This window comes from Frigoribacterium sp. PvP121 (genome assembly GCF_017833115.1).
GTDB classification, from domain to species: domain Bacteria; phylum Actinomycetota; class Actinomycetes; order Actinomycetales; family Microbacteriaceae; genus Frigoribacterium; species Frigoribacterium endophyticum.
The window spans coordinates 999,083-1,013,531 of sequence record NZ_JAFIBR010000001.1 but is presented as its reverse complement, the minus strand read 5'-3'; the positions used below and the strand labels follow the sequence as shown (position 1 = coordinate 1,013,531).

The window sequence follows — 14,449 nt, the reverse complement described above, 5'->3', positions numbered from 1 at the left end:
AACACCTGTGATGATGTCGGCATCGTCGGCCCAGAACCTGAACCGATTGTCTACTGTACAGCATCTCCGAGGTGGTCGACACCACCCACGAGGTCGCGGTTGATGGTGGCCGCCACGCGGGCCCCCGATCCGGCGGCGACGATGAGCTGCTGCGGCCCGGGAGCGGTGGACTCCCCCGCGGCGTATAGGCCCTGCACCGAGGTGCGCCCGTGGTCGTCGACGACGAGCAGGCCGTCGGCGTCGAGCTCGGCCCCGGTGGGAGCGACGTACTCGAGGGCCCCCGACCACGTCGGGCGCACGAAGCCGGCCGTCCGGGCGACGACCTCGCCGTCGGCGAGCTCGACCCCGTGCATCCCCTCGCGGTCGCCCTGGATCGCGGCCACGCGGCGGCGCTCGACCCGGATGCCCCGGCTGGCGAGCCGGGACTCCTCGTCGGCGGTGACGATGTCCGCCCCGTGGGTGAAGGCGATGACGTCGTCGCTCCACTGCGACAGCAGCAGGGCGCGCTCCGCCAGGTCGGGGTGCTCGCCGATGACGGCGATGGGCTGGTCGCGCTTGCCCCACGCGTCGCACTCGATGCAGCTGTGGACGTAGGTGCCGTAGAACGCCCGGAGCGACCCGATGTCGGGCAACGTCTCGTGCAGCCCCGTCGAGACCAGCACCACCCGCGCCGTCGCCGACGAGGCCGCTCCGCGGAACTCGCAGTCGATCTCGAAGCCGCCGTCGGTCGCGTGGATGGCGGTGGCCACCGTCTGGCGGTGCTCCGCGCCCTCGTAGCCCAGGAACTCCTCGCGGCCGAGCTTCCGCAGCTCGAGCGGCGAGATGCCGTCGCGGGTGATGAACCCGTGCGACAGCAGGGTCGCGGAGTTCCGGGGGCGGTTGCTGTCGATCAGCAGCACACGTCGGCGTGCCCGCACGAGGTTCAGGGCGGCGCTCAACCCGGCCGGGCCGGCTCCGACGACGGCGACGTCGTACACGTCGCTCACGACCGGTCGAGCAGACGCTGGATGCGGCGGAGCGTCGACTCGCGCCCGAGGATCTCCATCGACTCGAAGAGCGGGGGGCTGACCTTGCGACCGGACAGCGCCACGCGAAGCGGCCCGTACGCGAGTCGGGGCTTGAGCCCGAGCCCGTCGACGAGCGCGCCCTTGAGCGCCTCCTGGATCTCCGGGTGCGTCCAGCTCTCCAGCACCTCCAGGGCCGCCGAGGAGGCGCGGAGCACGTCGTCCGCGGAGTCCGGCAGCGAGGCGGTCGCGTCCGCCTCGTGCACGAGCTCGTCATCGCTGACGAAGAGGAACGACAGCATCCCCCGAGCCTCGCTGAGCAGGGTCATGCGCTCCTGGACGAGTGGCGCCGCCTGCACGAGCACCGCCGTCTCCGCCTCCGTGGGAGGATCGCTGACCACGCCGTCGAGGTACGGCAGCAAGCGCGAGCGGAAGTCGTCGGCCTCGAGCAGCCGGACGTGGTCACCGTTGATCGACTCCGCCTTCTTGAGGTCGAAGCGGGCCGGGTTGGGGTTGACGTCGACGACGTCGAACGCCGCCACCATCTCGTCGATGCTGAACACGTCACGGTCGTGCGTGAGCGACCAGCCGAGCAGGGCCAGGTAGTTGACCAGCCCCTCGGGGATGAAGCCCCGGTCGCGGTGGTGGAAGAGGTTCGACTCCGGGTCGCGCTTCGACAGCTTCTTGTTGCCGTCGCCCATGACGTACGGGAGGTGACCGAAGCGCGGGATGAAGGTGGTGACGCCGAGCTCGACCAGCGCCTCGTAGAGGGCGATCTGGCGGGGCGTGGACGACAGGAGGTCCTCACCGCGCAGCACGTGCGTGATGCCCATCAGGGCGTCGTCGAGCGGGTTGACGAACGTGTAGAGCGGGACGCCGTTCGGGCGCACCACGACGAAGTCCGAGAAGGAACCCGCGGGGAACGTGATCTCGCCCCGCACCAGGTCGTCGAAGCTCAGGTCACGGTCCGGCACGCGGAGGCGCAGCGCCGGCTGGCGCCCCTCGGCGCGGTACGCCGCGCGCTGGTCAGCCGTGAGCTCACGCTCGAAGTTGTCGTAGCCCTGCTTGGGGTCGCGGCCCTGCTGGATGTTGCGCGCCTCGATCTCCTCACCGGTGGCGAAGCTCTCGTACAGGAGGCCCTTCTCGAGGAGCTGGTCGATGACGTCACGGTAGATGTCGTGACGGAGCGACTGCCGGTAAGGAGCGTGCGGCCCGCCGACGTCGACGCCTTCGTCCCAGTCGATCTTCAACCAGCGCAGACCGTCGAGGATCTGCTCGTAGCTATCCTCGCTGTCGCGGCTCGCGTCAGTGTCCTCGATGCGGAACACGAGCTTGCCGCCGGTGTGGCGTGCGTAGGCCCAGTTGAATAGGGCGGTGCGGATGAGCCCGACGTGGGGCGTACCGGTGGGCGAGGGGCAGAACCGCACGCGCACATCAGTGCCGGTGGCGGTGGAGAAGGGAGCAGACATCGGTGATGATCTTACCGGCCGGCCCCCGTGGCCACCTGCGTTAAACACGAAAGGCCCCTCCTGTGGAGGGGCCTTTCGGTGTGCCAGTCATGCTGGGCACTAAAGGGAGTCCGGCGGTGTCCTACTCTCCCACAAGGTCCCCCTTGCAGTACCATCGGCGCTGAGAGTCTTAGCTTCCGGGTTCGGAATGGGACCGGGCGTTTCCCTCTCGCTATGGCCGCCGAAACATTTACCACACACACACCCACCCGGGGTGGCGGTGAAGTCTGTTTCAGACCATGCCCACCACTAGGTGATGGGACTTGTCTGTTCTGTTGTCCCGCACCAGGGAACGGTGCCTGGTGGCGGGGTGTTTCCGTAAAGAACGGGTCGTTACCGACCGTCTTCCGGGAACCACATAGTGGACGCGAAGCAATCTTTCTTCCCCTCTACAGGGGAAGAGTGTTGTCAAGTTATCGGCTTATTAGTACCGGTCAGCTCCATGGGTCGTTAGTCCCCACTTCCACATCCGGCCTATCAACCCAGTAGTCTAGCTGGGAGCCTCTCACCCCGAAGGGTATGGAAATCTCATCTCGAAGCCGGCTTCCCGCTTAGATGCTTTCAGCGGTTATCCGTTCCGAACGTAGCTAATCAGCGGTGCCCTTGGCAGGACAACTGACACACCAGAGGTTCGTCCATCCCGGTCCTCTCGTACTAGGGATAGATCTTCTCAAATTTCCTACGCGCGCAGCGGATAGGGACCGAACTGTCTCACGACGTTCTAAACCCAGCTCGCGTACCGCTTTAATGGGCGAACAGCCCAACCCTTGGGACCTACTCCAGCCCCAGGATGCGACGAGCCGACATCGAGGTGCCAAACCATGCCGTCGATATGGACTCTTGGGCAAGATCAGCCTGTTATCCCCGAGGTACCTTTTATCCGTTGAGCGACAGCGCTTCCACAAGCCACTGCCGGATCACTAGTCCCGACTTTCGTCCCTGCTCGACTTGTCAGTCTCACAGTCAAGCTCCCTTGTGCACTTACACTCGACACCTGATTGCCAACCAGGTTGAGGGAACCTTTGGGCGCCTCCGTTACTCTTTAGGAGGCAACCGCCCCAGTTAAACTACCCACCAGGCACTGTCCCAGAACCGGATCACGGTTCGTAGTTAGATATCCAAAGTGACCAGAGTGGTATTTCAACAATGACTCCACCTGAACTAGCGTCCAAGCTTCACAGTCTCCCACCTATCCTACACAAGCCACTCCGAACACCAATACCAAGCTGTAGTAAAGGTCACGGGGTCTTTCCGTCCTGCTGCGCGTAACGAGCATCTTTACTCGTAGTGCAATTTCGCCGAGTTCGCGGTTGAGACAGCTGGGAAGTCGTTACGCCATTCGTGCAGGTCGGAACTTACCCGACAAGGAATTTCGCTACCTTAGGATGGTTATAGTTACCACCGCCGTTTACTGGGGCTTAAATTCTGAGCTTCGCTTGCGCTAACCCTTCCTCTTAACCTTCCAGCACCGGGCAGGCGTCAGTCCGTATACATCGTCTTGCGACTTGGCACGGACCTGTGTTTTTAGTAAACAGTCGCTTCCCACTGGTCTCTGCGGCCTTTCCCGCTCCGGGAGTAAATCCCATCACGGTTCCGGCCCCCCTTCTCCCGAAGTTACGGGGGCATTTTGCCGAGTTCCTTAACCACGATTCTCTCGATCTCCTTGGTATTCTCTACCTGACCACCTGAGTCGGTTTGGGGTACGGGCGGCTTGAACCTCGCGTCGATGCTTTTCTCGGCAGCATAGGATCACTGATTTCCCCCAATCGGGGTACGCATCGGGTCTCAGGCGCATTGACGACGGATTTGCCTATCGTCAGCCCTACATCCTTACACCAGGTTCACCTTACGGATACCATCGCCTGGCTCAGCTACCTTCCTGCGTCACACCTGTTAATACGCTAACCGCACCAGCATGGGGTCGAGCGTTAGACCGGCCGGCATCACCCCGAAGGGATCCGCTCAGCCGGGTTAGGACTCTTAGCACCACTGGATTAGCTTGGGCGGTTCTTCGCCGGTACGGGAATATCAACCCGTTGTCCATCGACTACGCCTGTCGGCCTCGCCTTAGGTCCCGACTTACCCAGGGCGGATTAACCTGGCCCTGGAACCCTTGGTCTTTCGGAGGACGGGTTTCTCACCCGTCTTTCGCTACTCATGCCTGCATTCTCACTCGTGTGGCCTCCACGGCTGGTTTACACCGCCGCTTCACTGGCCACACGACGCTCTCCTACCACTCCGTACGACTGAACCACGAAGGCTTGTCTATAATACGAAATCTACAACTTCGGTGGTGTGCTTGAGCCCCGTTACATTGTCGGCGCGGAATCACTTGACCAGTGAGCTATTACGCACTCTTTCAAGGGTGGCTGCTTCTAAGCCAACCTCCTGGTTGTCTATGCAACTCCACATCCTTTCCCACTTAGCACACGCTTAGGGACCTTAGTTGGTAGTCTGGGTTGTTTCCCTCTCGACAATGAAGCTTATCCCCCACTGTCTCACTGCTGCGCTCTCACTTACCGGCATTCGGAGTTTGGCTGACGTCAGTAAGCTTTTGGGCCCCATCGGCCATCCAGTAGCTCTACCTCCGGCAAGAAACACGCAACGCTGCACCTAAATGCATTTCGGAGAGAACCAGCTATCACGAAGTTTGATTGGCCTTTCACCCCTATCCACAGCTCATCCCCTCCATTTTCAACTGAAGTGGGTTCGGTCCTCCACGACGTCTTACCGTCGCTTCAACCTGGCCATGGATAGATCACTTCGCTTCGGGTCTAGGACATGCGACTGGATCGCCCTCTTAAGACTCGCTTTCGCTACGGCTACCCCACACGGGTTAACCTCGCCACATATCGCTAACTCGCAGGCTCATTCTTCAAAAGGCACGCTGTCACCCCTACAAGGAGGCTCCAACGGTTTGTAAGCAAACGGTTTCAGGTACTATTTCACTCCCCTCCCGGGGTACTTTTCACCTTTCCCTCACGGTACTTGTCCGCTATCGGTCATCTGGGAGTATTTAGGCTTATCAGGTGGTCCTGACAGATTCACACGGGATTTCTCGGGCCCCGAGCTACTTGGGATCCCCATTCAGCCAGCGCCAGCATTTCGGCTACGGGGTTCGCACCCTCTATGACCAGCCATTCAAAGCTGTTCGCCTATACTGCGCTGTAACTGCTCCTGTCCGGCAGAACAGGACAACGGGTCCCACAACCCCGACCATGCAACGACCGCCGTCTATCACACATGACCGGTTTAGCCTCTTCCGATTTCGCTCGCCACTACTCACGGAATCACTGTTGTTTTCTCTTCCTGTGGGTACTGAGATGTTTCACTTCCCCACGTTCCCTCTACCCGCCCTATATATTCAGGCGGGAGTCACCAGGTCAAAACGCCTGGCGGGGTTTCCCCATTCGGAAATCCTCGGATCAGGGCTCGATTATCAGCTCCCCGAGGCTTATCGCAGATTTCTACGTCCTTCTTCGGCTCCAGATGCCAAGGCATCCACCGTTTGCTCTTAGAAACTTGACCACAAAGTTGCCACCAGCCAAAGCTGGCAGCTCAGTGTTATCTCATTCGCCAACCCAACCCGAAGGCTGAGTTGGTCTAAGAAATTGCACTTAGTATCACAAACCCGGTCACCAACCCCCGAAAGGGCCGGCTCTTGATTTGCGACTAAGATGCTCGCGTCCACTGTGTAGTTCTCAAAATACGGGCGGCACCAGAATCACCCTGCGATACATGCAGGACTTTCCTGGCCCAGAGGTAAAACCCCACACCATAAAGGCGTGGAAGCTTGGTCCCTCAGGACCCAACAGCGTGCATACCGTTCCGCTTGTGCGCCACACCGTTCCAAACCTCCGAAGAGATCGTACTAAGCACTGCGCCGTCACAAAACGACCATTGTCAATGTTCCACCCATGAGCGCCAGCCAGAGACATTCGCTCTAGTACTGACTTGACCAGATGATCCCTGTGTAAACAGCAGGGCTGGTACATGCTCCTTAGAAAGGAGGTGATCCAGCCGCACCTTCCGGTACGGCTACCTTGTTACGACTTAGTCCTAATCACCGATCCCACCTTCGACAGCTCCATCCCACAAGGGGTTAGGCCACTGGCTTCGGGTGTTACCGACTTTCATGACTTGACGGGCGGTGTGTACAAGGCCCGGGAACGTATTCACCGCAGCGTTGCTGATCTGCGATTACTAGCGACTCCGACTTCATGGGGTCGAGTTGCAGACCCCAATCCGAACTGAGACCGGCTTTTTGGGATTCGCTCCACCTTACGGTATCGCAGCCCTTTGTACCGGCCATTGTAGCATGCGTGAAGCCCAAGACATAAGGGGCATGATGATTTGACGTCATCCCCACCTTCCTCCGAGTTGACCCCGGCAGTCTCCTATGAGTTCCCACCATAACGTGCTGGCAACATAGAACGAGGGTTGCGCTCGTTGCGGGACTTAACCCAACATCTCACGACACGAGCTGACGACAACCATGCACCACCTGTATACCGACCTTGCGGGGCGACCATCTCTGGCCGTTTCCGGTATATGTCAAGCCTTGGTAAGGTTCTTCGCGTTGCATCGAATTAATCCGCATGCTCCGCCGCTTGTGCGGGCCCCCGTCAATTCCTTTGAGTTTTAGCCTTGCGGCCGTACTCCCCAGGCGGGGAACTTAATGCGTTAGCTGCGACACGGAGACCGTGGAATGGTCCCCACATCTAGTTCCCAACGTTTACGGCGTGGACTACCAGGGTATCTAATCCTGTTCGCTCCCCACGCTTTCGCTCCTCAGCGTCAGTTACGGCCCAGAGATCTGCCTTCGCCATCGGTGTTCCTCCTGATATCTGCGCATTCCACCGCTACACCAGGAATTCCAATCTCCCCTACCGCACTCTAGTCTGCCCGTACCCACTGCAGGCTGGGGGTTGAGCCCCCAGATTTCACAGCAGACGCGACAAACCGCCTACGAGCTCTTTACGCCCAATAATTCCGGACAACGCTTGCACCCTACGTATTACCGCGGCTGCTGGCACGTAGTTAGCCGGTGCTTTTTCTGCAGGTACCGTCACTTTCGCTTCTTCCCTACTAAAAGAGGTTTACAACCCGAAGGCCGTCATCCCTCACGCGGCGTTGCTGCATCAGGCTTTCGCCCATTGTGCAATATTCCCCACTGCTGCCTCCCGTAGGAGTCTGGGCCGTGTCTCAGTCCCAGTGTGGCCGGTCACCCTCTCAGGCCGGCTACCCGTCGTCGCCTTGGTGAGCCATTACCTCACCAACTAGCTGATAGGCCGCGAGTCCATCCTTGACCGAAATTCTTTCCAACTCCTAGCCATGCGGCTGAAGCTCGTATCCGGTATTAGACGCCGTTTCCAGCGCTTATCCCAGAGTCAAGGGCAGGTTACTCACGTGTTACTCACCCGTTCGCCACTAATCCCCCCAGCAAGCTGGAGTTCATCGTTCGACTTGCATGTGTTAAGCACGCCGCCAGCGTTCGTCCTGAGCCAGGATCAAACTCTCCGTAAAAGAAAAAACAGACCAACCGGAAAAAGGCCGGATCTGCTGAATTTGATGCTGACCAAAGAACAAAACAATCTGACGATTGTTGTTGTCCATCAATCTCAAAGAAACCTAAACACCACTCAGAACCGAAGTTCATCACGATGCCAGGGTATAATTTGGCATTTGACAATGTGCACGCTGTTGAGTTCTCAAGGACCAAACGCACCCGGAACCCGACCTATATAAAGGCCCTCGTCCGAGGCAGCTGTGAAACCTTAGCACCGATCTTCACCATGTAAGACCACCGCTCTTAGACCCCCGTAAGGAGCCGGTGTCGCTTTCGCAACGAGCCATGACGCTACACCATGTGGATCAGTGTTCGCAACCCACTTGGTCCGAGGCCGTGAAGGCAACTCGAGGACTTGGAGGCTGGTCAGCTTGAGGCCGGTGAAGCTTCGCTCCGCCGCACCGTTGTGGTGACAAGAAAGAACATTACAGGCACCACCCGCCCAACGTCCAAACCCCCACACATCCCGGGCGTGTCGCAACCACGAACCCCGGAAAATCAAGGGTCAAGCACCTGAACACCCGGCAGACAGCCGCACACGGCCGCACAAGGGCGTTCCTGCCGAGGGGCAGGAGGGCCGATCAGGCTCCGAGCGGCAGCATCCGGACGACCACGAGCGAGAGCACCGCGATGAAGAGCCACGAGCCCAGGCCGACCAGCACCGCGCGGCCTCCGGTGCGGGCGAGGCGCTCGAGCCGGACGCCGGTGCCGAGCCCGACGAGTGCCACCGCGAGGAGCGCGGTCTGCAGGGTGTCGGCTCCGGTGACCACCGACTCCGGCAGGTCCACCAGCGTGCGGACGGCGACCGCGGCGAGGAAGCCGAGCACGAACAGAGGCACCAGCGGCGGTCGCGTTCCGGAGCTGCCCCCGCGGCGACGGACCACCGCGGACGTGATCGCGACGACCGGCGCGAGCATCACCACGCGGGTGAGCTTGACGACGACCGCGATCGCGAGGGCGGTGGCGCCGGCGGTCTGCGCCGTGGCCACGACCTGGCCGACGTCGTGCACGCTGGCCCCGGTCCAGGCGCCGAACTCGACGTCGGTCAGGCCGACCGCGCGCCCGACCACCGGGAGGACGACGATGGCGGCCGTCCCGCAGAGGGTGACCAGGGCCACCGGGGTGGCGGCGTCCTTGCCGCGGTCACGGGTCACGGCGCTCATCGCGCCGATCGCCGACGCCCCGCAGATCGAGAAGCCGGCCGCCAGCAGCAAGGGCTGGTCACCCGGGAGACGCGCCCATCGGCCCAGCGCCCACGTCACGGCGAAGGTCGAGACCAGGATGCCGACGACCGCGGCGATGGTGACGCCCCCGAGCGACGCGACGTCGACGAGGCTGAGCTTCAGGCCGAGCAGCACGACCCCGATGCGGAGGAGCCGACGGGCCGCCAGGGCGAGCCCGGGGGCGAGCACCCCGTCGAGCCACCGTCGGGCGGGCCGGATCTGCGCGACCGCGATGCCGAGCAGGACGCTCGCGGTGAGCACCGGCACCGCCGGGATCGCGAGGTGCAGGAGCCAGGCGACGACCGCGGCCCCCGCGGCGGCGGCGACCCCGGGCAGCCACGCCGCGCGCGGGCGCTCGACGGCACTGCTCGGGGTCGTCACCGGGTGGCGCCTAGACCCGGTTCTTGGCCGGGTTGATCAGCGAGCCGATGCCCGAGATCGCGACCTCGACGGTCTCGCCGGCCGTGAACGGACCGATGCCGGCGGGCGTGCCGGTGAGGATGACGTCACCGGGGAGGAGCGTGAAGACGTCGGTGACGTACTCGATCAGCTCGGGGATCTTGTGGATCATCTGCAGCGTGGACTCCCGCTGCTTCACCTCGCCGTCGACGCGGGTCTCGATCGTCACGTCGGTCCAGTCGAGCTCGTTCTCGATGTACGGACCCAGCGGCAGGAACGTGTCGTAGCCCTTGGCTCGCGTCCACTGCCCGTCGGACTGCTGCACGTCGCGGGCGGTCACGTCGTTCGCGATCGTGTAGCCGAACACCACGCTCTGGTAGTCCTCGGCCTTCACGCGCTTCGCGATCGAGCCGATCACGATGGCGAGCTCGCCCTCGAAGTCGACCTGGCCGACGTCGGGCGGGAGCTGGATCGAGTCGCCGAACCCGATGACCGTCGTGTTCGGCTTCAGGAACAGCAGGGGCGCCTCCGGCGGGGTCTGCCCCAGCTCGTCGGCGTGGTCGTGGTAGTTCAGGCCGACGCCCACGACCTTCGACCGCGGGATCACCGGGGCGAGGATCTTCGCCGAGCGCAGCGACACCCGCTCGCCGGTCGTCTCGTAGCCGCTGTACATCGGGTCGCCCGCGAGCACGATCAGCTCGCGCTCGTCGACGATGCCGTAGCGGGGGTCTTCTCCCGGGGTCGCGAACCGTGCGATCTTCATGCGTCGAGCCTCGTCATCCATCCGTGGACGTCGTCGCGACGCCCGTACTGGATGTCGGTGAGCTCCTCGCGCAGCGACATCGTGAGAGGACCGCCCTCGGCCGAGGGCGATCCGATGTGCAGGCCCTCGCCCTTGAGCTCGGCGATCGGCACGACGACCGCGGCCGTGCCGCAGGCGAACACCTCGACGATCTCGCCGCTCGCCACGCCGTCGCGCCACTCGTCGATCGTGACGCGTCGGCGCTCGACCCGGTGGCCCCGGGCCTCGGCGAGCTCCAGGACGGAGTCGCGGGTGATGCCCTCGAGGATCGAGTCGCTGTCGGGGGTGACCAGGGTGCCGTCGGCGTAGACCAGCACCACGTTCATGCCGCCGAGCTCCTCGATGTAGGAGCTCTCGGACGAGTCGAGGAACAGCACCTGCTGGCAGCCGTTCTCATAGGCCTCCTGCTGCGGCAGCAGCGACGACGCGTAGTTGCCGCCCGTCTTCGCGGCGCCGGTGCCGCCCTTGCCCGCCCGGGCGTAGTTCGTCGTGAGCCAGATCGACACCGGGGAGACGCCGCCGCTGAAGTACGCGCCGGCCGGGCTGGCGATGACGTGGTAGTCGACCTGCTGAGCGGCCCGCACCCCGAGGAAGCTCTCGCTGGCGATCATGAACGGCCGGAGGTAGAGGCTCGTCTCGGGCGCCGACGGCACCCACGACTCGTCGATGCGCACCAGCTGCCGCACGCTCTCGACGAAGTCCTCCGTCGAGAGCTCGGGGAGCGCGAGGCGCCGGGCCGAGCGCTGGAGCCGACGGGCGTTGGCGTCCGGCCGGAACGACCAGACCGAGCCGTCGGCGTGGCGGTAGGCCTTCATGCCCTCGAAGATCTCCTGCGCGTAGTGCAGGACGGAGGCCGCGGGGTCGAGCTGGAGGGGGCCGTACGGGTGGACGCGGGCCGTGTGCCAGCCCTCGTCGACCGTCCAGCGGATCGAGACCATGTGGTCGGTGAAGTGCTTGCCGAACCCGGGGTCGGAGAGGATCGCCTCGCGCTCGGCGTCGGCGCGGACGCTCTCGGACGGCGTGAGCTCGAAGCTCAGCCCGAACTCGGTGGACGAGGCGGTGTCGTCGGTCGTGGTCATGGTGCTCTTCTCGGACGGGGCGGCGTCAGGCGACGGAGGTGGTGAGGGCGGCGACGCGGTCGGCGACGGCCGTGCCGATCTCGGCGGTGCTGCGGACGGGGGCGTCGACGCCGGCGGCGGCACGGTCGGCCATGTCGGCCTCGACCGCGCGGTGCACGCGGTCGGCGGCCTCGGGCAGGTCGAGGTGCTCGAGCATCAGCGCCACCGAGAGGATCGCGGCGGTCGGGTCGGCCTTCTGCTGCCCCGCGATGTCGGGTGCCGAGCCGTGCACCGGCTCGAACATGCTCGGGAACTCGCCCGAGGGGTTGAGGTTGCCGGAGGCGGCGAGGCCGATGCCGCCGCTGATCGCGCCGGCGAGGTCGGTGAGGATGTCGCCGAACAGGTTGTCGGTGACGATGACGTCGAACCGCGCGGGGTCGACGACCAGGTGGATCGTGGCGGCGTCGACGTGCTGGTAGTCGACGGCGACGTCGGGGTACTCGGCGCCGACCGCGTCGACGACGCGCTGCCAGAGGCTGCCCGCGAAGACGAGCACGTTGGTCTTGTGCACAAGGGTCAGGCGGCCACGGCGCGACCGCGCCTTCTCGAAGGCGAAGCGGACGACCCGCTCGACGCCGTGCGCCGTGTTGACGCTGACCTCGTTGGCGATCTCGTGCGGCGTGCCCGTGCGGAGGGAGCCGCCGTTGCCGACGTAGGGGCCCTCGGTGCCCTCGCGGACGACGACGAAGTCGACCGCGCCGGGGTCGGCGAGGGGCGACGGGACGCCCGGCCAGGTCGTCGTGGGGCGGAGGTTCACGTAGTGGTCGAGCGCGAAGCGCAGCCGGAGCAGCAGCCCCCGCTCGATGACGCCGCCCGCGAGGCGCGGGTCGCGGGGGTCGCCGCCGACCGCGCCGAGCAGGACGACGTCGTGCGCGGCGATGGCCGCGAGGTCGTCGTCGGTGAGGACGTCGCCCGTCTCGAGGTAGCGCGCGGCGCCCAGGTGGAAGGGCGTCACCTCGAAGGTCGCCTCGTCGCCCACGGCCACCTCGAGCACCTTCAGAGCCTCGGCCACGACCTCGGGACCGATGCCGTCGCCGGGGACGGCGGCGAGTCTGACGGTTCGCGACATGGGGCTCCTGCACGGATCGGGGTGGACGGCTCTACTGTACCCACGACCGGCGACGCCGACGGACCTCCGCCGCCCGCCCGGGGAGCCCGCCGCGACGACGCCGCCGACCGTCGCGGAGGGCCCGCGGGAGGCGCGGGGTCAGTCGCTCGCGGACGCGCGCCGGAGCGACACCAGCGACACCGCCACGGCGAGCAGCATCACGCCGGCCCCGACGGCCGCGGTGGCGACCAGGCCGGCGTCGAAGGCGTGGGTCGCGGCGTCGAGGAGGCGCGTGGCCACGGAGCCGTCGAGGGCGTCGGCGGCCGCCACCGCGCCTCCCAGGGTCTCGCGGGCGGCCTCGCCGACCTCGGTCGGCACGTCGGCGGGCACGACGAGCGAGCCGCGGTAGATCGCCGTCAGCATGCTGCCCAGCACGGCCGTGCCGAGCACGGCGCCGACCTCGTACGCCGTCTCCGACACCGCGGACGCGGCGCCGGCCCGGTCGGCGGGGACGGCGGCGATGATCTGGTCGTTCGAGATCGTCTCGGCGGCGCCGACCCCGGCGCCGACGAGCGCGAAGGCGAGGACGAAGACGCCGACCGGCGCGCCCGCCCCCGAGAGCCAGACGAGGGCGTACCCGACGGCGGCCGCGGCGAGGCCGGTCGCGACGATGGTGCGCGGGCTGACGTGCCGCACGATCGGCACGACCACGAGGCCGGCGACGATCATCGCGCCGAGCCCGGGCAGCAGGGTCAGCGCGGCCTGCAGGGGGCGTAGCCCGACGACGAGCTGCAGGTGCTGGGTGGTGAAGAAGAGGAAGCCGACGAGCGCCACGACCGCGAGGAGGTTCACGACGACCGAGCCCGCGAAGACCGGCGAGGTGAAGAGCCGCACGTCGAGGAGGGGCCGCTCGCGCCGCAGCTGGCGACGGACGAAGAGCCAGCCGGAGGCGACGCCGAGCACCGCGAGGAGGAGGACGTCGAGGCCCGGCCCGTGCGTCGCCAGCTGCTTCACCGCCGCGACGACCGGCGCCATGGCCGTCAGCGAGAGCAGCACCGACACCGGGTCGAACGGCCCGGGAGCGGGGTCGCGGCTCTCGACGAGGAGGAGCGGGGCGCCGATCAGCAGCGGCAGGAGGACCGGGACGGCGATGAGGAACACCGAGCCCCAGGCGAAGTGCTCGAGCAGGACCCCGCCGACGACGGGCCCGAGGGCCGAGCCCGCCGCGAAGCCGCTCGCCCAGATCGCGATGGCGAGCCGACGCTGGTCACGGTCGGTGAAGGTGCTGCGGAGCAGCGAGAGCGTGGCGGGCATGATCATCGCGCCGAAGAAGCCGAGCACGGCACGCGCGGTGATCAGGGCCTCGGCGGTCGGGGCGAAGGCGGCCGCGAGCGAGACGAGGGCGAACCCGGAGGCCCCGATCAGCAGGAGCCGTCGTCGGCCGAAGCGGTCGCCCAGCGAGCCCATCGCCACCAGGAGGCCGGCCAGCACGAGGGAGTAGACGTCGACGATCCAGAGCTGGGCGGCGGCCGAGGGCCGGAGGGCCGTCGAGATCTCGGGGAGGGCGAAGCTCAGCACGGTGTTGTCGACCGAGACGAGCAGCACGGGGAGCATGAGCACGACCAGTGCGGCCCACTGCCGCGTGCCGGCGCGCTCGGGGACGGCGGCGGGGCGGCGGGCGGTGGTGGTCATGGTCGGTCCTCGGTCTCGTGGTGGGTCGGGGTGCGGCGGGCGCCGAGCACCAGCTGTACCGTCCGGACGGTACAGCAGACCGTCCA

Annotated in this window: 7 protein-coding genes and 3 rRNA genes; all 10 read right to left on the bottom strand. The window is 65.2% G+C overall.

What is annotated here, in order from left to right; genetic code table 11:
- Positions 1 to 50 precede the first annotated feature (50 nt).
- Positions 51 to 986, bottom strand: coding sequence for an NAD(P)/FAD-dependent oxidoreductase (locus JOE43_RS04780; protein ID WP_209515207.1), 936 nt, complete (start codon positions 984 to 986; stop codon positions 51 to 53).
- Positions 983 to 2,473, bottom strand: coding sequence for a glutamate--tRNA ligase (gene gltX / locus JOE43_RS04775; protein ID WP_209515205.1), 1,491 nt, complete (start codon positions 2,471 to 2,473; stop codon positions 983 to 985). The genes JOE43_RS04780 and gltX overlap by 4 nt, the downstream gene beginning before the upstream one ends.
- Positions 2,474 to 2,581: 108 nt before the next feature.
- Positions 2,582 to 2,698, bottom strand: a 5S ribosomal RNA gene (rrf, locus tag JOE43_RS04770).
- A gap of 218 nt (positions 2,699 to 2,916) precedes the next feature.
- Positions 2,917 to 6,040 (bottom strand): 23S ribosomal RNA (locus JOE43_RS04765).
- Positions 6,041 to 6,516: 476 nt separating this feature from the next.
- Positions 6,517 to 8,038: ribosomal RNA gene (locus tag JOE43_RS04760) — 16S ribosomal RNA — on the bottom strand.
- Together the 16S, 23S and 5S rRNA genes form the textbook arrangement of a ribosomal RNA operon.
- A 624-nt stretch (positions 8,039 to 8,662) precedes the next feature.
- The gene (locus tag JOE43_RS04755) at positions 8,663 to 9,685 is read right to left on the bottom strand and encodes a YeiH family protein (RefSeq protein ID WP_209515202.1); all 1,023 of its coding nucleotides are present in this window, start codon (positions 9,683 to 9,685) and stop codon (positions 8,663 to 8,665) included.
- A 10-nt stretch (positions 9,686 to 9,695) separates the two neighbouring features.
- Positions 9,696 to 10,466, bottom strand: coding sequence for a fumarylacetoacetate hydrolase family protein (locus tag JOE43_RS04750; protein ID WP_056056144.1), 771 nt, complete (start codon positions 10,464 to 10,466; stop codon positions 9,696 to 9,698).
- The gene (locus tag JOE43_RS04745; RefSeq protein ID WP_185231082.1) at positions 10,463 to 11,584 is read right to left on the bottom strand and encodes a branched-chain amino acid aminotransferase; all 1,122 of its coding nucleotides are present in this window, start codon (positions 11,582 to 11,584) and stop codon (positions 10,463 to 10,465) included. The genes JOE43_RS04750 and JOE43_RS04745 overlap by 4 nt, the downstream gene beginning before the upstream one ends.
- A gap of 25 nt (positions 11,585 to 11,609) precedes the next feature.
- Positions 11,610 to 12,692 (bottom strand): 3-isopropylmalate dehydrogenase, encoded by a 1,083-nt coding sequence (locus JOE43_RS04740; RefSeq protein ID WP_209515200.1) that lies wholly within the window; start codon positions 12,690 to 12,692, stop codon positions 11,610 to 11,612.
- Between the two features lie 138 nt (positions 12,693 to 12,830).
- Positions 12,831 to 14,363: an MFS transporter gene (locus tag JOE43_RS04735; protein WP_209515198.1), complete on the bottom strand. Its 1,533-nt coding sequence runs from the start codon at positions 14,361 to 14,363 to the stop codon at positions 12,831 to 12,833.
- Positions 14,364 to 14,449: the final 86 nt, after the last annotated feature.